Genomic DNA, 19328 nt, shown 5'->3' on the forward strand with positions numbered 1-19328 from the left:
GAAAGATCCGTTTTTTCTGCTTTCCTCTTATTTATCTTCACTGTGAGCTCTTTCGTTCTCTTTAACATATCCGTTTTCATCAGCATGTTTTTTGCCGTCGATTGTTAAGCCGTTCCATTGAGTGGCTTCAAATGAGAAGTCAAGCTCTACAGAGTCTCCTTGGTATTTGTTTTGAAGCATTTTGCCGCTGCTGTCTGTTGTTGTATCATTGACAAATTCAATGACCATTTCCACTTTGTCAAAATCAAATGGATCTTTAGGAACTCCATCATATTCTGGCGCAGTTTTTCCGTTGATTGTCGCCACATTGATTTTGCCGTTGTCATGCAAGAAGCCCGGCTCAATTAATTTTTTGACTTTTTCATATGCAGCTTTGTCTTTTTTCGCAGACATATTGTACAGGTCATAGAGGTTTGCGGAATCTAAAATGATGTTTTTAGGATAGCCGTTTCCGCCTTCAACCCCGACTGTCAGCAGGCTGACTTTAAATTGTTTCAGGAAGTCTTCAGCAGAGTTTTTCCCGCCGTTTTTCGCTTTTGCATCAACGAAATTGCTGTATCCAAGCTGCATCAGCACCTCTTTAATAGCTAGCGAGCCGTCGTTTTTAAATTCAAATTCTTTTTTGAATTTATCACCCGGTTTTAAGTTAGACAAGCTGACTCTTGCAGATGTATCTTTAGCATTTAAGTCAAGCGTCCCTGCTGCATATGTTGCTTGAGTTGTTTCAATATCATTGAACGCAGCCCAAGTTCCTCCTCCTACTAATGCCAATCCCAGCGCAGCAGACGCAACGCCCAATCCGATTTTTTTCTTTGTACCCATTGATAACTCCTCCTTTTATAATAAGAAAACTGCTATATATGGAACCTGAATATCAGGTTGCCAACGAAGATTACATGGAGACTGATTGATCTTTTCCGGCGGCTTCGATCGCTTTTGCTTTTTGATCTATTTCTCGCAAAGCCGCTGACACAGTAATGACTGCGTAAAGAATCAACAAGAGTCCAGGCACGATTAACAAGATGGCCGTGCCGATAGGTTTACTTGCAAAATCCAGCAAATATCCGGCATACGGAACCGTAATTCCCGAATATTCAGCTACTACATTTTCCGCCAAAACAGGATCGGAATCAGGGTTTTGATTGTTGTCACCCTTTGTTTTAAACATAAGATTTGATTTATTTTTTGTTATACCGATAATTCGGTGGGTAACCATTGTGTCTTGGTCTTGCATGAATGTAATGATATCTCCCTTTTTCAAATTCTCGGGATTTTTCATTTTTTGAACGGCGATTACAGAACCTGTCTGAAACTCCGGTTCCATCGATCCGGATAAAACAGTTTTCAATTGATAGCCAAACAGCTGCGGCTCTCCGCCGGACGACTTTGTTGAAATTACGACGATGATCGCCGCGATGATCAGCGTGAAAATAATCACATACAAGAAATTGCTGACCCATTTCATCACTTTTTTCATGACGCTTCCCCGCTTTCCAATGAATGTTCTTCTTTACTTTTTTCTTCATTTACGGAACGACTCTCGTCTGTCGTTTCTTTTTGTATTTTTTGTTCTTGTTCAGACTCTTGCGGTGCTTGTGTTTGTTCTTTTTGTTTTGGCTGTGAAGAAGCTTTTTTAGGAGGCTTTGGCGTTTCTTCCTTGCAATCTTGAAGTTCCATTACCTTTGACCAAATGACGGACTTTCCACGTTTATAATCTGGATGGCCTTCAGGTTTGATCAATTTAAAGGCATATAATCCTCCCTTTACTGCACGTTTTGACTCTATCCTGTACTCACGGCCTGTGCCCTCTTTTGAAACCGCGCCTTTGTCTATGACAACTCCATCTTTAAGCGGCTTTGCGGAATTCTCTATTTTATGCAGTTCCCAGTTCCAGTCGGAGCTGGTTATTTTTTGACCGCGATTTTTAAATTCTGCAAATAAGGTTAAAGGTGCACATACCGTTCCTTTCGTCTTTGTCTGTTTTTGAAGCTTCAGATCGCTTCCGTCCCACTGTTTGTCATCCGGATGATCGAATACTGCAGACGCTTTCATTGGCATGCTGTATTTTTCCACATCATGAAAGGATGCGGTTGTATGTTGATTCAGCTGACTAGCCAAACCAATCAAAAGGTAAATGATCAACATCATTTGAAAACCGATGACTGTTTTTTTGTCTCTTTTTCGGCATCTCCTAGTTCGAGATAATCGGATCATGACTACCCTCCTAGTGAGTCTGAAGTGGCTTTCGTTCGTTTTAAAGAACTTTATAGTTAGAGTATAAAGAACAAGAGGAAGGTTGAAAACTGTCAAAAAAGTCGATTGAGTTCGTTTTATAGAACATTATCGTTTAATTCCTCAAAAAACCTCTCAAATTCTCATCTTTTTGAAAACTTTGAAGTTCTTTATAGTGTACAAATTTCTTCTTATTTTTTGTATAAATCGTGTTGACAAGGAAAAAAATAGTGAAGAAAGGATGATGACCCATGCTGAAAAACATCATGTTATGCTTTTTTTTGCTATCTGCAGGGTTCGGACCGCTGAATGCTCATGCAACAGCTCATGAAACATCCCGCATGTCAAAATGGGAAGAGAGGGCTGTTGAGGAAGCGAAAAAACGGTATCCGACAGCCGAAGTGCTCCTCACAAAAAAAGTATGGGATCGAAAACGCACAGACGAAGCAGTCAAACAATATCACGTGACTCTTAGCGAAGGAAATAAACACTTTGGAGTTTTTGTCACCATCTCATATGAACCCACAACACATAAAGTGAATAAAGTGGTAGTCGTTGAAGAATATAAATAAACCGCTTTGCGATGCAAAGCGGTTTAGATTGTTTGGCAAAATCCTAAAACGGTTTAAGTTTTAGGGTTTTGTCATCTTTTCAGTGTGACCTTAAAACCCTTGGATTTTAGGGAGTGATCGGAGCGGATTTTCTCACGGCGGCGTTCAGGCAGGACGACTGGAGCGATTTATCCGCCGTTCCTTCCTTGGACAGGAGCACCGACACGCAGACCTGACAACGAATACGAGGTTTTGTCTACACACTGAATGCAGAAAATCCACGTTCTTACCTGACTAAGTTGATCTCTTGATCGGGCTGCTGCCTTATTTATGGCGCTTGAATAACATAGCACAGCCGATCGGAATTATGCCGAACCATCGATAAACCCTTGACGAGGGCTTAGACTCTTTTCTCTTCTCTTTCATTTCTCTTCTTTCATGTTTTGGTGTGTCCATATACTTAACTAGCTGTTCGGTCATATATTTTACGTAATCGTTCGTTTTCATCAGATCACCTCATCATTCCTATATGATGAAGTGTTGTCCCACGGCCTTTTTTTTATACATTCTTCATCTTACACCCAAGATGTTAATACTCCTTCCAATGAGTGATTTTCTTTTCCGACAGATGAAATTGAAATTCGGCGCTTCTCATTGCTCCAGGTGTCGTCTTTACCGTTATTTTCACATCCTTCATCTGCTTATCAGCAGTAGTTGAAACAGCATATGTTACCACTCCATATGCCGTTTTCACCTCTCCTTCCGTGTCTTCTTGAATATGCCTGATGGAATAGAGAATTCCATTTTGCAGGAGATTTTGCTGAGTATAAAACTCTTTTGTTTGTTTGGCAAAGCCTTGCTTGATCATAAAGGAGACAGCCGAATGACCAGCACACAGCATGCAGACAGCAGCCATAAAAACTACTGCGGGATAAATAAACCCTTTTGAATTGTTCACATGAACCACCCTTAAGCTGAATGATAGATTGGAAATGCTGCATGATATGTCTTATTGCTGAGACTAACAGCTTCAATCATCAATTGATGATCTTGTATCTTAAACGTGACATGTTTGACATGCTGCAAAATCGGCACATGACCTTTAGAATTGACCCTTTTTCGAAGGGTTGTTTGATATTGTTCATAGCGGACCGTTTCACCCTTTGAGTTCGTCATCTCCAGCGCATGATGGCCATTTGCTGCTTTTATATCAAGGGCATTTCTGCATTCCTTTAAAATCTGCTCTGCCGTTATGGTCCATTCCTGCGGATGAATGTCTGTTTCTTTTCTTTCCTGAGATAAAAACAGATGAAAAATCGATGCCATTGTCCCCGCAATAAACATATAAACCGTTAATGCGGCTAAAACATTAAGAAGGGTAAAGCCCTTTTGTCTGCAAAATCGAGAGACAGTGCTTTTGTTCTTTTCCAGGCTTGATGGAAATACAGACTTTATAGTCATCTCCTTTCTCCTTCCATTCTATATAGTAGGCGGTTCCCTGATAAACCGCGGTTTCCTGCGGCTGAAAGGAACCGGTCAGCGTATAGCGGCTGATCTGTTCATCCAATAGGCGGTATGCCTCTTCCTCTTTTCTTGCCATTTCATTTTTTAATGCGAGCTGATGGAACATCGGAATAAACAAAACGGTGATCATCGTCCATATTCCGAGTGCGGAAACCGTTTCAATTGTCGTAAAGCCTTTATTTCTTTTGAACATTGATTTTTCCGCTCCCTAAATAAACCGTCAGTTGAAAAGAGGCACAAGGCGTATCAATCACTATTTTTCCTCCTTGATTCGGAACTCCGTTCGGACTGTATGTTAAATGTTGTCTCAATGTCGATTCCTTTATGGCGATTTTATGATCATAAGTTCTGACAAGATAAGGATCTGCCTTTTCGTCCGCGGGCATAATGGCGTACTTGAAACGGTCGAAATCAAGATGCACCTTCACCTTTGCATTTTGAGCAAGAGCAGTCTGCTGGGCATAAAGCAAATCCTCTTCAAGCTGGGAAACAAAGTGTTGAACGACTCTTTTTTCATAAATGGGAGGCAGTCCGGAAAACAAAGTGATCATCATAATTGAACTGATCATTAAAACGGTTAAGCTTTCAAGAAGGGTAAACCCTTTATGATCTATCGCCATTACTCAGTCTGCGCCCTGCCATTTGAAACCACAATGGCTTTCCCGTTGGGACATGTTGAATTCTTCTTGATATATCCTTCTGATTCAAGATCTCCGATACTCGGCGTTTGACCGTCATGATCCATCTGATAAGCCGTGATTTGCGCTTGAATCATATTTTTCAAGCCTTCACAGCCTTTCTTTTGAATACTTTGATTATGCTTTGTGACATTTGGGATGGTAATCAGTAGCAAGATGGATATGACAAGCATGACGACAAGCATTTCAATTAATGTAAATCCCTTTTCATTCAATTTGCCGACCTCCTTTATAATTGATTCATCATTTGATACATTGGCAAAAGCATAGACAGATAAAGAATTAAAATCATGGCCGCGGTAAACCCGTAAATCAGCGGCTGAATGATGCCCGTCCACTGTTCAGCCCTTTTTTCCAGCCGGCCGATCAAAAATTGGCTGTATGAATACAGCTCTCTGTGAAGCTGACCGTTTAACTGGCCGTGAGCGATCGCTTTTGACAGATCTCTTTCATAAAACGGACGCCCTTTTAAAATTTCATCGATCGCTTCCCCTTGTTTAAGTCTCTTGATAAAACATTTTGCTTCCTTTTGATAAAACGGCAAAAAGGGCTGGCTTTCAAACGCTTTTAGACTTTCGTATATCGATAAGCCCGATTTTAGAAGATTGCTCAGCTGAAGCGATAAAAAGTAGCTGTTAAATAATTTGAGGATTCTGCCCAACAGGGGAATTCTGATGAAAAAAAGCATTCGGGCTTCAGGAGATTGCTTTCGTAAGCGGAACAAATAGTACGCAGCCGCAGCCATAAACATGAGCAGCATCATAATAAACAAAAACGTGAAGCTGTCGAAAAGTGAAAGTATAGATGCTGTCAGAAAGGGTGTTTCTATATTCATGGAGTCGTAAATCGCGGAAAATTGCGGAACAATAGCAGCTTTCAAAATATAAGCAATAATACAGACTGTCATAATTAAGAATAACGGATACTTCGCAGCCTTCTTGATTTTTTCGGCCTGATCGATTTTGCGTTGAAGCAGCTCTCCGCTTTGGCTGAAAGAAAAGGCCAGATTCCCATGCTGTTCGGCAAAATAAATGATGCTGACGGCATCTTTATGAAACGAAATCAGATTCATCACTTGAAAAACCGGGTACCCTTCAGTCAGTTTTCGCATCCCGAATGATATGTCCGCTCTTTGTTTTTTGTTCAATTGCAGTTCTAACATTTTTAAAGCGTCCAGAAGCGTATAACCACTTACCATCATCTTACCAAGCTTTTCGAGAAGCTCCGCCTGTTCCCGGACAGGCCACCTGTTTTTAATCTGTCTCATCATAAACCCAGCGTTCATAGGCTTCCGACGGCAGATAGCCGAGCGCTATACCTTTTCTGATCAGCAATTTCAAGGTTTCTGTACGGCTGATGACATATTCGCCCCTCGCCTCTTTCACACAAAGCTGGAGGCTCTTCCCATACAGAAGCTCAAAGATGCTTGCTCTTCTCACAGACCTTGACAGCCTGCAATATAAGGAGCACCTGTCTCCGCAAAAAGGACAGGTTAGCCCGACTAGACGCTGAGCGCTGACAGCGATTAGTGTCTGCTCGATTTCAGTTATATCAATGCCAAGCTCAAGCAGTCTGTAAATCGCCCCTTTTGCATTTTTCGCATGCATGCTCGATAATACGAGATGTCCTGTCAGCGCGGCTCTTACTGCGATTTTGGCTGTTTCGGCATCGCGGATTTCCCCCAAAATGATCATATCAGGATCATGGCGGAGCACGGCCTTTAAACCTGCCGAATAAGTCATGCCCGCTTTTTCATTCACCTGTACCTGCAAAACATTTTCGCTGCGTGATTCAACCGGATCTTCCAGAGTAATAATATTTCGGTTAAAATGCCGCTTCGCATATTCAATCAACGAATATAGGGTCGTCGTTTTTCCTGATCCGGTCGGACCAGTGAAGATCATCAGGCCGTGGGAATGTTTCAGGAAAGACAGCAGCTTAGCCGTTGCGCTCGGAAACAATGACAGCTTTGCGAGCGGCTGGGTGCTTGTCTGCGAAAGAATGCGGATCACCAAGCTTTCTTCATGTATGGTTGGCAAAGTGGACATTCTTAAATGAACCGGCCTATTTTTGACATACAGGGTTAACGCACCGCTTTGCGGCTGCCTTCGTTCACCAATATCCATGGAAGATAGAAATTTAAAGTGAGAAATGAGCCGCGCACACTCATTTCTCGTCACACTGTGCTTTCTAAATAATTCATCATCAATTCTGAAACGTATCACCGCGTCATTTTCTCCCGGAACAATATGAATATCCGACGCATTCATCATACATGCCTCTTCAATGAGCTTCCCGCTTAATGATTCAATCGTGTACAAAATCCTTGCGCCTCCTTTCTAATCGCAGTTTAAACGAAAAGCACCAGAGGCCTCAAATGATCAAAAAGCGAAAATCGGGTTGATGACAAGGAAAAAAATAATTTTTATACGGTGGAATCTGCTATTTTGCAGAGCTTTCCGCACTCATTTTAAAAAAACGTCTCATCAAATCATACTTTTACCGACTTTGTTTTCATTTTCAGGCAGACCATCCTCTTCCCTGATACAGAAACCTTTATTGCGAAGAGCTTTCGCAAGACTCTGTTCCGTTTTAATATGTGAAAAATCGACGCCGAGCTTAACGACCGTCTGGGCGATTTCCGGACCGATGCCGGAAACAATCGTTTCAATGCCTAAGAGTTTTGTGCTGTCAACGACCTTGAATAATTGATAGGCAACCATCGTGTCGACAAGCGGCACACCCGAAATGTCAATAAACAGATGGGACAGGCGGAGTTCTGCACATTGACCGAGAGCCGATTCGATAATGACTCTTGCCCGATGTGTATCAATTTCTCCAATAAGCGGCAGAACACCGATATGTGTCGATATTGGAATGACCGGAGCGCTTAATTCATGAATCATTTCCTTTTGGGCTTTCAGCTGGCTTGTCGTCGTCTGATCATATTCCGCAATAAATTGTTCAACGATTTCATCAATGATCAAGTGAAGACGTCTATTCCAAGCCAAAATATTTTTTTTTGAACAGCCGGGTTCATATTCATTTGAAAACGCCTCGATTTCATCCATCAATAGACTGCGGAAAATTTTAAATCCTTTTATGCTTTCAATGACGGAAATTTGGTTCACCGCCCTGTCATGGGCCATTTCCTTCGTACATCCTACAGCTTCTTCCCAATCATTCGTCGATTTTCTTTCGGTTAGTATATTCAAAACCGCATGAATAAAATTGTGATATTGCTTTGCAGTGCTTTCTTTTTCAGCCTTTGTTTGGGACAGCCATTCATCCGCCATCTTGTCCGTCTGTTTCATCAGATAATCATAAAGGGCTGAATTTTCGCTTTCCATGCCAATCCTCCTCATTGAATTGCTTCTAACACGGGCTTGTACAGCGGGCATTTAAGGTTGAATTTGTTTTCATACATATGTATAAAACAAAACATATTGCCAAAACTAGTCCTATCATGCGTTGGGCTATAGCCAAGCGGTAAGGCAACGGACTTTGACTCCGTGACGCGCTGGTTCGAATCCAGCTAGCCCAGTCTTTCCAGGCGAAAAAACGAAGATATGCTGCTGAAATGTCCTTTCAGCAATCTTCGTTTTTTTCATGAAACAGATCGATGCAGCGTGTTTTTCTTTAATTTTAACAGCTCGGCCGGATGATATCCGACAACCAGCTTTTCCCCATTAACAATAATTGGCCGTCTCAGCAGTTTCGGCTTTTGAATTAATAGCTCCAATACTTCGCTTACCTTTAATTCTTCAATATTCAGATTAAGCTGTTTAAATGCCTGGCTCCTTGTCGCCAATATTTCATCAATACCTTCAGTCGTGAGCGACAAAATATGTTTTAGTTCTTCTTGACTTGGTGTCTCTCTGAATAAATGGCGCTCAGTAAATTCAACCTGATTTGCTTTCAGCCAATGTTTTGTTTTCCGGCAAGATGTACAGCTTGGGTATGAATAAAAAATCAGCTCTTCCATATGTTATTGCTCCTCCTTTGATTGATCTGCCTTTGTCTTTGTTATGTGTAGTACCCGTGATCTTTTTTCATTAAACACGATCTGAATTATTTTTCGATCCTCGATTCCATCACAAAATTGAAAAAAATGAATTGATTTTCCCAAAATGAAAATGTTTACATTTTAAGATAAATTGATTTATAATAGAGGCAAAGGGGCTTTTGGGAGGGATATCAATGAATCGCATGTTCCGCGTATTAGGTTTCTGGACAGGTATCTTTGCGGTCATGTTTTATTTAGGAAATATGAAAGATGCATCATTGCTGTTTTTCGGTCAAACGGTGTTCTTCGTTTTCTTGTCGTATCTCAACTTGACTGAACGGATGTATATTTATATTTTCGGGGCATACTTGACTGTCTTTTTTGCTGCTTTTACATACTATTCTGTTTTTATTATGGTTCCCGGTCAAGGCGGCCATTAAGAAAAAGAGACGATCCTCTTGGATACGTCTCTTTTTTTTGGCTAGATGGTGAATCCGTTGATAAACGGATTTTGTTCCTGTTCTGTCGCAATATCTGTCTCAGGACCGTGCCCGCTTAGCACAAGCGTTTCTTCAGGGAGCGAGAGAAGCTTATTATGAATGCTGTCAAGCAAAACCTCGTGATTTCCTCCAGGCAGATCTGTACGGCCGATGCCCCCTTTAAACAAAACATCTCCGGAGATGATCAGCTGTTCTTCTTCCGCATAATAAGAAATGCTTCCCGGGGAATGGCCCGGCGTGAAGAAAACGCGGAGTTTAAATGAACCGATCTTAAGCTCCTGTTCCTCTTCGATGAGATGATCGGCTTTCTCCGCTGTGATCGGCTGCCCCGTCAACAGAGCTGAACCGTTTAATGATGGATCTTGCAGCCAGTCAGCTTCATTTTTATGTACATATACAGGAATACCCCATTCTTTTCTTACCTTGTCCACCGCTCCGATATGGTCAAAGTGAGCGTGCGTCAGAAGGACAGCAAGCGGTTTAAGTCCTTTTTCTTTTATGTATCCGTTTAATTTGCCTGCTTCACTGCCAGGATCAAATATTAGGCATGTGCCATCGTCATCTGCTAAGATATACGCATTTGTTTGAATAGGCCCTAAGGGCATTCTTCTCCACTTCATTCTTTTCACCTCGAAATGATCTGTCTTTGTTCCATTATGAAGGTTTTGTGAGAAACTTTCAATCAATCAGGTTGCCCTCGACAAAAGGGATGAAAACGGTTAAAATGAAATTGGAAATAAACTGCAGGGGATCCAAACGAAGGGGGTTTATATTGATGTTGCTTGTGATCATTTTCGGCCTTGTCACAATATTATCTGCTTTTGGGGTTCTTCGTTCGCTTAAACAAATCAATCTTCTTGGGATATTGTTTGGCGGAGCGGCTTTTATCGTCTTCGGCTGGTTTACAGTCATGACGATCATAAACAGCGGGTACCCGACAGCGCACTAAGCGGCCTTCCCTTATGGACAGCCTTGTTCCGTCATTTCCGGAACAAGGCTGTTTTCTTATTGATTCAAATGGTGTTGAACGCTTGAAAGCTTTCCTTCCATCGTCGTTTTCTTATCGCGTCTGTCATCGATTCTGATGTTTGTCGCCACTCTGTGGATGCCCTTTTGAAAAGGCGCTTCGTGAATCGTTTGAATCACCTGAAATAAATCGCTTAATTCCCCTTCAATTAGAGTATTCATCGGTGTCAGCCGGTATTTGATTTTTCCTTCTTTTTCAAATCCCTCTAAGATCGTTTGAATGTCCGCAACATAGGCGCTGACGCTCGGAGTTTCTGTTCCTATCGGTATAATGGTTACATCTGCTATTGCCACTGTTTCATACTCCTCTCTATTCCTTGATCACAAGGGGCTCGGATTTTTTCGAGCCGAGTGATATAATTTCATTTTGCGTATAGCCGTACAATGCATATTCCCCGTCAGGAGATATTGTAATCGGAAGCATTTCTGCATGTTTACGAATGACCTGCCGTTCCCCCGACCTGAGATTGATGGCAATCAGATCAAACAGAGAGCTGGATTCACTCGGCTGATATGTGTAAAACAATTCATTTTTGTCATCATAGCTGTATTCCGCCGGAGAAAGACTTGAATATTGCGAGAACAGCGGAAGCGTGAAAGACAGCCGCTTTTTCGAAGAAGACACATCTGAAAATATGTAAGTGCCGTTCCCGCTGTCTGCTGATGAAGTGACGATCATCCGCAGATTTTTGAAAACGTCGAGCAGTATGGCATCATCGGCGACTTTCTTTTCCCGTCCGGCGTTTATGTCATTGGAATAAACAGGAGCCGGCTTCTCCCGGTCCTGGTTATTCCATTTGATATATTCGAAAGAGCTTGAGGATGTCCAGTGAATAAATGCCGCCTGAGCGACGTCCTTTTCCGTTTTATCTTCTTTTGCATTGATCAAAAATGAATCAAAATTCCAATCTTTCGTAAATGCTGTCACATATAAAAGATAAGGATCGTACTCATTCCAGTCGACTTGTAGTTCATGGCTGTGAAACCTTTTTTCAAACAGCTGTTCACCCTGCAAATTTATCAACATCAATTTGATTTCAGAGTCATTTCCCATGGTTTGGATGAGAATCATGCCTTTTTCCCTGTTCAATTCCGCAGATATCAGCCTGTCATCCGTTTTGTAAATCGTTTCGCCCGCCCCTTTAAATATATCATATGATCTTACTTCACTTCCTGCAATCGGATCTGTTCTTGTATATAAAATCGTTTCATTATCAAGCCAACCCGCCGTCTCATCAAATCGCCGGTCATTGAGCGCTATAATCTTTTTTTCATGAACTTCTCCATCGCTTTTCCGCTTTCCTTCGGACTCATCCTGAAAAATGCTTTCTGAGCCGCCCTTGTGTAAAGGAGCACAGGCAGCTGTTAACCCCATCATCACAGCGGCAATGATCCATAATGAAACTCTCAAACCGGCCATTCTCCCTCCATAAATGATTGGCTGTCTAACTTTACGATCTGCAGAGCAAAAAGTTTCAGCTCTCAAAAAAACAGGATGCCCAAAGTATTCCTCTGCTTTTACAATATATATCGTCAAATTGGCTCAGCGGTAAAGGGTTTTTTCCCTTTCCAAGTTCAACTGTATACCCTTCTTTTTGATAAAAATGAATGAACCAATCTCTAAAACCGGCATAGCTGTCAATAAATCTGACTCCCTTATATCCGCTGAGACGCTCAAATGTTTGAATCACCTTGCTAGATTCAGGGGGCTCAAGTCCTTTATACCCCCAATAAATTTCCTCTCCCTGTGTATGAAGAGCTACAAGACGATCAGGCGGCTGGCTGGCTATTAAGTCCCTCATGACAATCGCCTCCGGCTCGGTCAACGGTTCATCTCCGGGGTAGTCCCGATATGATGGTGATTTAGGGGGTTTACGCCGTTTTTCTATTTCCCAATCAGACGGAAACTGATTGTTTAAATCAACTCCGTTAATATTGGCTTTCCACTCTTTAAAATCGGGCTGATGCTCATTCATTTCATCGAACGCATCACGCTCTATGCCAAGATGTTCGGGGCCGAGCAAAACAAGGTCAACCCCATCAGGATTAACGAGCGGAACGACTGAAAGCTTCGTTTGGCGAAAAAGCTCGGGCGGCGAAAAACCTAAAACATGCTGGCCGGTACATAAAAACAGACAATATTCTTTAAGCCACTTCATGAGCACTGATGTGGTAATCCATTCATTGGCATGAAAAGAAGCATTGATATGGGTTGTTTTTTCAGCGTCTTCTGCACCAAGGCACAGTTCATAAATAGGCTGACCTAATGCAGAGCGGCCAAGGATGTGAGAAGTGACAAACGGAAAGCATTCCGTTAACTTTTCGATTTCATTTTTCAGCGCTGCTGAATCATAAACAATCGTCTCTGTCAGCCATTGTTCTTCATCAAGCCTTGGCCGTTCATTCACCAATAATTCCAGTTGTTCATATGTTTCTGCTGGTGGAGCATCTTTTCCTGCTTGCTGATTCACTCCCGGAAAATAAAATTCGTCTAATGATGCGCCAAGGTTTGCGCTGATTAAGAGCTGTTCGGGTATGTTCAGGATGTCAGACAGCCTTGACATGTTTTGTTTTAAATCCGGTTTTATTTTGATGAATGCCATCAATGATCCCTCCCACAATAGCATATGAAGCATGCTTGTTTAACTACTCTCCCCGTTTGCAACTAAAAAGCGTTTTTTATCAAAAGTGAGAGCGATTTCAAACATTGCAAAAAAAGCCTCCGCGTCATGCGGAAGCGTCAAAAATTAAAGGTTCTGTTTTTCAGTCTACTTCGTTAAACTTTCAGTGATAAACTTCAGCTGACCTTCTAATGAAATCGGATCAGAAAAATAGAAGGCTACCGGATCGATTTGATAGACATGATCATTTTTGACGGCACCAAGGTTTTTCCAGATGGAAGTGTCAAACACGCCTTCATCGTCTCCGCTTGATTCCCAAGGGCCTATAAAAATATAATCACCGGCGAATTCAGGCAGTTTTTCGATAGAAATGCTTGCATATCCGGGGCCTTTTTGCATGGCTTTTTCCTTTGTCAGCTTTGTAGCATTTAGTCCAAGGTCTTTATAGATGATGCTGCCGCCTCTTCCGAATTTATCACCGAAAACATAAATATCTTTGCCGTTTGTTTGCATAATGGAAACCGTTTTGTCCCCGACAGCTTTTTGAATGTTTGATTTTGCCGCGGCAATTTTTTTGTCCCACTCGTCCAGCCATTTTTCTGCTTTATCTTCCGTGCCTGTCATTTTTGCAAAGTCCTTCAGCTGTTCGATGTTGTCCAGCTTATCATATTTCAAAGCCACGGTCGGTGCAATTTTTTCAAGCTTGTCAATATCAGCCCCTTGAGTTGTCCAAACGACAATTAGATCGGGTTTTAATTTAATGATTTTTTCGGCGGAGGTACCCTCTCCAATGTTTTCAACGCCATCGGTTTTTCCTTTGAAGTACGGGTTTTGGAATACTCTATCAGGCGCACCAACGACATTAATGCCGAGTGTCTTGAAATAGCCGTAATAGCCGTCGGCCAAAACAACCACCCTTTTAGGATGCTTAGGGACTTTAACCGATCCGTTTTCAGCCTCGTATGTAATCGTCTCTTCCTGATTTGACTCAGAAGAAGATCCCTTGCTTTCTGATTTATTTCCGCATGCCGCCAATGCCGCAATCAATAATAAGACGAAAAAAGCAGCTCCGAATTTTTTGTATTGAAACGTCATCTTCCATACCTTCTTTCCGCGATAAATACGATAAAGAGAATCATTATCAATTATACCATGGCAATTCATGGATGGCACACTGTTTTTTTATATCTGCAGCGGTACAGACCGGATCATATATCAGATCATTATGAAACCACGTAATAAAAAAATAGGCCGGTTTCGGAAACCGTCCCATCAAAGCTGCCGCCCGTAAAGGCTGGAAGCTTTTTTATTCTTTTTCACTGTCCTTCTTTTGATCAGATGGCTTTTTTAATCGTTCACTGTCATAAAACCTCAACAAATCGCCGTAAATGATTTGGTCTGAGAACGAAAGCTCCTGTTTAGCCTTTTCAATGTACGGTTCACAGCTTTCTTTATCTTTCGAAGGCTGTCCAGTCGATTTATCATAGCATACACCGTCAGTGTATACTTTGTCTTTCGTGATAAAGCTGCCGTCACGGAGCACTGTGAACGCCGCTTTGTCTTTGGAAAACAGGTCATTTCCGAACTGAATCTGATCGCTTGAATCAATTCCAAGCAAGTTCAGCAGAGTCGGACGGATATCAATTTGGCCCCCGACCGTATCAATCGTTTTCGGATCTTTATCGGTTACTCCAGGAATGTGAATCACAAGCGGCACTTTTTGAAGCTGAACTTCCTCAAAAGGCGTCACTTCTCTTCCGAGGTACTGCCCCATTGCTTCATTGTGATTTTCGGAAATTCCATAATGATCACCGTATAAAACGATGATTGAATTATCATAAAGGCCGTCCTCTTTCAGCTTTTCAATAAAGCGCTTGAGTGCTTCATCCTGATAGCGGACAGTCGGGAAATATCTGTTTAACGTTCGGCTCTTTGAATCAAACTCGTCAATCATTTTGTCTTCTTCATCAAGTTCAAACGGAAAATGATTCGTCAAGGTAATGAGACGGGTGTAAAACGGTTGAGGCAGCTCTTTCATCAGCTTTGACGACTGCTCAAAAAATTCTTTGTCTTTTAATCCCCATCCTACGGAGTTTTCCTCATTTACGTCATATGAATTGATATCGTAAAATTTATCATACTTTAAAGTTTCATACATGATATCCCGATTCCAGAAACTTTTGTTGTTCGCATGGAAGATCGAAGAATAGTAGCCATGATTTTTTAATATTTCCGGCATCGCCGTATATTCATTTCCTGCATTCGTAAAGAAGACCGCTCCCCTTCCCAGCGGATAAAGAGAGTTATCGACGATGAATTCAGAATCGGCGGTTTTTCCTTGGCCTGTCTGATGGTAAAAATTTTCAAAATTGTAACTTTTCTTGATCAAGTCGTTCAAGTAAGGGGTGATTTCTTTACCGTTCAATTTTTGGTTGACGACAAAGCTTTGCGTGGATTCCAAAGAGACGAGAATGACATTGCGCCCTTTGGCAATTCCGTTCAAATCTTTGTTAGTGTCCGTCCGGTTCGCATCGACATAGTTTTCAATCTCTGTGAGACTGTTGCTGTCAGCGAGAGCGCGCTGGGCAGTCTGCTTTGACTGGATAAGGCCGTCATAGATGTGAAAGTTGTAAAGACTGATGTTCTTTACCAGCACTTCTCTGTCAAACGATCTCGTCAAAAGCTGCGGTCTTTCTGTCTCCGATATCCCTAAATTGAAAAAGAAAACAGCAGCGACAAATAGAAAATAAGCCGCTCGTTCTTTTCTTGTCGCCGTACGGCCGGTTTTATCCGTCTGGCGCTTGTACAGCCAAATCAAAATGGCAATGTCGACGGCGAGGAGCAGATCAGTGGGCATAAACAAAGAGTTGATGCTGCTCCCCAAATCACCCATATTATTCGTCTGGAACAGTACAGGAATCGTCAAGAAGTCGTTGTAAAAACGGTAGAAAACCATGTTTGCCAAGAGAACGAACGTCAGAACGATGCTTGTTCCAATGATAAACCGGTTTCTGTTTTTCTCTTTAAAAAACAGGCCGATTCCGAATACAAAAAGCAAAAAGCTTAAAGGGTTGATAAACAATATAAATTCCTGCATGAAATTTTCTATTTTAATATTGAAGCTGGTTTTGTAGACGACATACGTTTTCAGCCACATCAGCAATGTCGCAACTAGCAAAAATGAAATTTTCGATAAAAATGGCTTTCGCATTCCAAACCTCCCTATGCAGCAAGACACATGTTTCAGCAAATGTTATTTCCACATATTGTTTTTTTTAGAAAAATCGCTAAAATTACTAAACCATATCTTAACCTGTCTGTACAAAAAAATCAATCATTTTTAACAATTGTTTAAAAGTGTTAATAAAACGCCTTTTTAGACCCTTAAAAGCTTTATATAACAGGCTGCGCCTCACTTTTCAGCCATGCGTTTTTTGCAATCCATGCGCCCCCGATGACGCCCGCATCATTTCCGAGGGAAGCGATGACAATATCAGCAGCTTCTCCGGCTCTTGGGAATACATATTTTCCAAACGAATTTTCAACCTTTGAGCGAAGGATTTCGCCGGCTTTGGAGACGCCGCCGCCAATCACGATTTTGGAAGGGTTCAAAGAGCTCGCCAAATTGGCGAGGACAAGCCCCAAATGGTTTGTGACATATTCGACGACCTGCACTGCAGCCGGATCGTTTTGTTCAGCCGCTTGAAAGATATGGCGGGCCGTTAAGTCGGGGAATCCTGTCAAGACCGATTCACAGCCGCCGCCCTCGACTTTTTCTTTGGCGATTCTGACGATCCCGGTAGCTGATGCGATTGTTTCAATACAGCCTGTTTTGCCGCAGTTGCATGGCGCTCCGCCTTCGGCAACCGAACAGATGTGGCCGATTTCTCCGCCCGCTCCGTTTTTTCCGTGGACAATTTCACCGTTTACAATAATACCGCCGCCGACTCCGGTTCCCAAAGTGACGAGGAACAAGTCTTTTGCGCCGTCTCCGGCCCCTTTCCACATTTCGCCGAGAGCGGCGATATTCGCATCATTTTCAATGACTGCCGGCAATCCTGTCTCAGCCTCTAAGTGGTCTTTCAAAGGGTAGTTTTCCCAGCCCATATTGGTCGTTTTATAAACAATGCCTGTCTCTGTATCGACGGGCCCGGGTGCTCCCATACCAATCCATTTCAATATCCGCTTCGGCTTTCCTATTTCCTCCAGTTTGCTGTCAATCGCTTTGGCAATGCTTAATGTAACGGTGTTTCCCGACTTGTCCGTCGGGATTTCCCACTTATGCTGTATCTCGCCATAAGCGCTTACAAAAGCGAGTTTCACGGTCGTTCCTCCAAGGTCGATCCCGACCAGCCAGCTGTCATTCATGTTTAAATCCCCCTACTCCAACTGTTTTATTTTCTCTTTATATTTGTCAGTTCATTCTGCAAAATTGACATGGCTTGCGCCCACTGTTCTTTTTCGATCAGATTTGATAGGAACATTTCTTTCAGTTCTTCCATCATGAACTCGAGCTCCAGCTCGCGATCTCCGAAATAAACAAAGCATCCGAATCGTTTCAGAAATAACTGGACATCATATGCTGTTTTCATCTTATTCACCATTCTTTTCACGTCTAACAATAGGTTATAAATAAAGCTGTCTTGCGTCAAGCAAAAAAAAAGCCAGCTTTCTGAATGAAAGCAGGCTTTTAGCGGTCCGGATCTTGGGGATTTAAAAATACGGGCCTTCTATTCTTTAAAGGCATTGGCGTGCGGATCGCAATATCGCGAAACGCTCTGTAGTCAAAAGGAATAAACGGCCACAGATAAGGCACATGGAAAGATTTCATCCTGACCAAATAAACAATCCAGCAGAATATGCCGATGACGAATCCGATCGGGCCGAATGCTCCGGCAACGATGAGAAGCACGATTCTGACGAGCCGGTTTGCCACACTCATTTCATAGCTTGGCGTGGCAAATGTGCCGATTGCCGCGACAGCCAAGTACAGGATGACCTCATGTGAGAAGAGTCCAACCTGTACAGCAACTTCCCCTATCATTAGTGCCGCCACAAGACCGAGAGCTGTAGCAAGCGACGATGGCGTGTGAATCGCGGCCATCCTCATCATATCGACGCCTATTTCGATGATTAAAAATTGCGCCAGCAAGGGAAGGGCTCCTTTTTTTTCAGGGCCTATATATTGAAGGGCATCAGGCAGCAGTTCAGGATGAATAGAAAGCAAGAACCATAAAGGCAGCAAAAAGATTGATGCCAGTACCGATATAAAACGAACCATTCTCATATAAGCGCCCGCAAGAGGCTTGTTCCTGTACTCTTCAGCGTGCTGCAAATGGTGCCAAAAGGTAGCCGGGGTAATCAAAGCGCTTGGCGAGCCGTCGACAAAGACGAGAATATGCCCTTCATATAAATGAACGGCCGCAGTATCCGGCCTTTCTGTATAACGGACCGTCGGATATGGGTTCCAATGTCTGCCGCCGATATATTCTTCCAGCGTTTTTTCCGCCATTGTCAGGGCATCCGTATCGATCGCTTCCAATGATTGTTTGAGCTTTTTTACATTTTCTAAATCGGCGATGTCTTCGAGGTAGGAGATGACGACATCTGTTTTGCTTCTTCTGCCGATCTGAAGGAATTCCATTCTTAATGATCGATCGCGGATTCTTCTTCTCGTCAATGCGGTGTTAAATACAATCGTTTCGACAAAACCGTCCCTTGATCCCCTGACAACACGTTCGTTATCAGGTTCTTCAGGGCTTCTGGCCGGATATGTTCTCGCGTCTATAATAATTGCGTGATCAATGCCGTCGACAAGCAGGACGGTCGGCCCTGACAACACCTGGTCAGCGACTTTGTCAAGGTCTTCCTCGGTATCAATTTCAACGTAGGGAATGTGGGTTTTAATCAGCTTTTCCAGCGGATCTTCTTCTAAACAATCCGGAGAGAGTTTTGACAGATTTTTCAACAGATAGTGCATAATATCGTCTTTTACAAATCCATCGACCAAATAGAGCGCCATGTTTCTCCCCGCATAAACCACATCGAGCCTGATCATGTCAAAGCTCTTATCGACCCCAAGCTTTTCATTTAAATAGTCGACATTTTCAGCTAAATTCTCCTGAACAAAATGCTTTTTTTCCATTATAAAAAGCTCCCGTCAAATGAAT

The 19328-nt window shown here is 42.4% G+C and carries 25 protein-coding genes and 1 tRNA gene; 4 read left to right on the forward strand and 22 right to left on the reverse strand.

What is annotated here, in order from left to right:
• Window positions 1-27: 27 nt before the first annotated feature.
• The 3 genes from tasA to tapA form a co-directional block, all read right to left on the reverse strand.
• Window positions 28-822: a biofilm matrix protein TasA gene (gene tasA, locus RBH91_RS14175; protein ID WP_076761844.1), complete on the reverse strand. Its 795-nt coding sequence runs from the start codon at window positions 820-822 to the stop codon at window positions 28-30.
• 70 nt (window positions 823-892) lie between these two features.
• The gene (gene sipW, locus RBH91_RS14180) at window positions 893-1477 is read right to left on the reverse strand and encodes a signal peptidase I SipW (protein ID WP_076761845.1); all 585 of its coding nucleotides are present in this window, start codon (window positions 1475-1477) and stop codon (window positions 893-895) included.
• Window positions 1474-2214 (reverse strand): amyloid fiber anchoring/assembly protein TapA, encoded by a 741-nt coding sequence (gene tapA, locus RBH91_RS14185; RefSeq protein ID WP_307891991.1) that lies wholly within the window; start codon window positions 2212-2214, stop codon window positions 1474-1476. The genes sipW and tapA overlap by 4 nt, the downstream gene beginning before the upstream one ends.
• A gap of 269 nt (window positions 2215-2483) precedes the next feature.
• On the opposite strand from tapA, the gene RBH91_RS14190 reads away from it, so the two are divergent.
• On the forward strand, window positions 2484-2804 hold the full coding sequence (locus RBH91_RS14190) for a DUF3889 domain-containing protein (protein ID WP_076761847.1): 321 nt from the start codon (window positions 2484-2486) through the stop codon (window positions 2802-2804).
• A 303-nt stretch (window positions 2805-3107) separates the two neighbouring features.
• Here the strand turns inward: RBH91_RS14190 and RBH91_RS14195 are convergent, their stop codons facing one another.
• The 9 genes from RBH91_RS14195 to RBH91_RS14235 all read right to left on the reverse strand — a co-directional run bounded on the left by RBH91_RS14195 (window position 3108) and on the right by RBH91_RS14235 (window position 8355).
• Window positions 3108-3290, reverse strand: coding sequence for a YqzE family protein (locus tag RBH91_RS14195; RefSeq protein WP_076761848.1), 183 nt, complete (start codon window positions 3288-3290; stop codon window positions 3108-3110).
• Window positions 3291-3372: 82 nt separating this feature from the next.
• Complete coding sequence (gene comGG, locus RBH91_RS14200) at window positions 3373-3741, reverse strand: competence type IV pilus minor pilin ComGG (RefSeq protein WP_307891992.1); 369 nt, start codon at window positions 3739-3741, stop codon at window positions 3373-3375.
• 11 nt (window positions 3742-3752) lie between these two features.
• On the reverse strand, window positions 3753-4244 hold the full coding sequence (gene comGF, locus RBH91_RS14205; RefSeq protein ID WP_307891993.1) for a competence type IV pilus minor pilin ComGF: 492 nt from the start codon (window positions 4242-4244) through the stop codon (window positions 3753-3755).
• A complete protein-coding gene (gene comGE, locus RBH91_RS14210; protein WP_076761851.1) occupies window positions 4153-4500 on the reverse strand; it encodes a competence type IV pilus minor pilin ComGE in 348 nt (115 codons plus the stop codon). The genes comGF and comGE overlap by 92 nt, the downstream gene beginning before the upstream one ends.
• Complete coding sequence (gene comGD, locus RBH91_RS14215; RefSeq protein WP_307891994.1) at window positions 4484-4927, reverse strand: competence type IV pilus minor pilin ComGD; 444 nt, start codon at window positions 4925-4927, stop codon at window positions 4484-4486. Before comGD ends, comGE begins: the two co-directional genes overlap by 17 nt.
• Window positions 4927-5220: a competence type IV pilus major pilin ComGC gene (gene comGC / locus RBH91_RS14220; RefSeq protein ID WP_076761852.1), complete on the reverse strand. Its 294-nt coding sequence runs from the start codon at window positions 5218-5220 to the stop codon at window positions 4927-4929. The genes comGD and comGC overlap by 1 nt, the downstream gene beginning before the upstream one ends.
• A gap of 14 nt (window positions 5221-5234) precedes the next feature.
• Window positions 5235-6272 carry a competence type IV pilus assembly protein ComGB gene (gene comGB / locus RBH91_RS14225; protein ID WP_307891995.1) on the reverse strand — a complete coding sequence of 346 codons (1038 nt, stop codon included), beginning with the start codon at window positions 6270-6272 and terminating at the stop codon, window positions 5235-5237.
• Window positions 6259-7326: a competence type IV pilus ATPase ComGA gene (comGA, locus tag RBH91_RS14230; protein ID WP_307891996.1), complete on the reverse strand. Its 1068-nt coding sequence runs from the start codon at window positions 7324-7326 to the stop codon at window positions 6259-6261. The genes comGB and comGA overlap by 14 nt, the downstream gene beginning before the upstream one ends.
• Before the next feature lie 165 nt (window positions 7327-7491).
• Window positions 7492-8355 carry an STAS domain-containing protein gene (locus tag RBH91_RS14235; RefSeq protein WP_307891997.1) on the reverse strand — a complete coding sequence of 288 codons (864 nt, stop codon included), beginning with the start codon at window positions 8353-8355 and terminating at the stop codon, window positions 7492-7494.
• A 122-nt stretch (window positions 8356-8477) separates the two neighbouring features.
• Here RBH91_RS14235 and RBH91_RS14240 point away from each other — a divergent pair.
• Window positions 8478-8549: transfer RNA gene (locus RBH91_RS14240), tRNA-Gln, on the forward strand.
• Between the two features lie 63 nt (window positions 8550-8612).
• On the opposite strand, the gene RBH91_RS14245 is transcribed toward RBH91_RS14240, so the two are convergent.
• A complete protein-coding gene (locus RBH91_RS14245) occupies window positions 8613-8990 on the reverse strand; it encodes a Spx/MgsR family RNA polymerase-binding regulatory protein (RefSeq protein WP_076761856.1) in 378 nt (125 codons plus the stop codon).
• Window positions 8991-9205: 215 nt separating this feature from the next.
• Between RBH91_RS14245 and RBH91_RS14250 the strand changes: the two genes are divergently transcribed.
• Window positions 9206-9451, forward strand: coding sequence for a DUF2626 domain-containing protein (locus RBH91_RS14250; RefSeq protein ID WP_020452180.1), 246 nt, complete (start codon window positions 9206-9208; stop codon window positions 9449-9451).
• Window positions 9452-9492: 41 nt separating this feature from the next.
• Here the strand turns inward: RBH91_RS14250 and RBH91_RS14255 are convergent, their stop codons facing one another.
• Entirely contained in the window at window positions 9493-10131 is a 639-nt protein-coding gene (locus RBH91_RS14255) for an MBL fold metallo-hydrolase (protein WP_076761961.1), read from the reverse strand.
• A gap of 155 nt (window positions 10132-10286) precedes the next feature.
• Between RBH91_RS14255 and RBH91_RS14260 the strand changes: the two genes are divergently transcribed.
• Window positions 10287-10460: a DUF2759 domain-containing protein gene (locus RBH91_RS14260; RefSeq protein WP_076761857.1), complete on the forward strand. Its 174-nt coding sequence runs from the start codon at window positions 10287-10289 to the stop codon at window positions 10458-10460.
• A gap of 56 nt (window positions 10461-10516) precedes the next feature.
• Here RBH91_RS14260 and RBH91_RS14265 read toward each other — a convergent pair whose 3' ends face one another.
• The 8 genes from RBH91_RS14265 to RBH91_RS14300 all read right to left on the reverse strand — a co-directional run bounded on the left by RBH91_RS14265 (window position 10517) and on the right by RBH91_RS14300 (window position 19303).
• The gene (locus tag RBH91_RS14265) at window positions 10517-10831 is read right to left on the reverse strand and encodes an MTH1187 family thiamine-binding protein (RefSeq protein ID WP_076761858.1); all 315 of its coding nucleotides are present in this window, start codon (window positions 10829-10831) and stop codon (window positions 10517-10519) included.
• Window positions 10832-10847: 16 nt separating this feature from the next.
• Window positions 10848-11948 carry a YqgU-like beta propeller domain-containing protein gene (locus RBH91_RS14270; RefSeq protein WP_449727717.1) on the reverse strand — a complete coding sequence of 367 codons (1101 nt, stop codon included), beginning with the start codon at window positions 11946-11948 and terminating at the stop codon, window positions 10848-10850.
• A 64-nt stretch (window positions 11949-12012) separates the two neighbouring features.
• Window positions 12013-13140 carry a M14 family metallopeptidase gene (locus tag RBH91_RS14275; protein ID WP_076761860.1) on the reverse strand — a complete coding sequence of 376 codons (1128 nt, stop codon included), beginning with the start codon at window positions 13138-13140 and terminating at the stop codon, window positions 12013-12015.
• 165 nt (window positions 13141-13305) lie between these two features.
• Window positions 13306-14253 (reverse strand): iron-hydroxamate ABC transporter substrate-binding protein, encoded by a 948-nt coding sequence (locus tag RBH91_RS14280; RefSeq protein WP_307891999.1) that lies wholly within the window; start codon window positions 14251-14253, stop codon window positions 13306-13308.
• Between the two features lie 211 nt (window positions 14254-14464).
• Complete coding sequence (locus RBH91_RS14285; RefSeq protein ID WP_076761862.1) at window positions 14465-16369, reverse strand: LTA synthase family protein; 1905 nt, start codon at window positions 16367-16369, stop codon at window positions 14465-14467.
• A gap of 182 nt (window positions 16370-16551) precedes the next feature.
• Entirely contained in the window at window positions 16552-17526 is a 975-nt protein-coding gene (locus RBH91_RS14290) for an ROK family glucokinase (protein ID WP_307892000.1), read from the reverse strand.
• Window positions 17527-17552: 26 nt separating this feature from the next.
• A complete protein-coding gene (locus RBH91_RS14295) occupies window positions 17553-17750 on the reverse strand; it encodes a YqgQ family protein (RefSeq protein WP_076761864.1) in 198 nt (65 codons plus the stop codon).
• A gap of 98 nt (window positions 17751-17848) precedes the next feature.
• On the reverse strand, window positions 17849-19303 hold the full coding sequence (locus tag RBH91_RS14300) for a spore germination protein (protein WP_076761865.1): 1455 nt from the start codon (window positions 19301-19303) through the stop codon (window positions 17849-17851).
• Window positions 19304-19328: the final 25 nt, after the last annotated feature.

It is taken from the genome of Bacillus swezeyi (assembly GCF_030908325.1).
Classification (GTDB): Bacteria; Bacillota; Bacilli; order Bacillales; family Bacillaceae; genus Bacillus; species Bacillus swezeyi.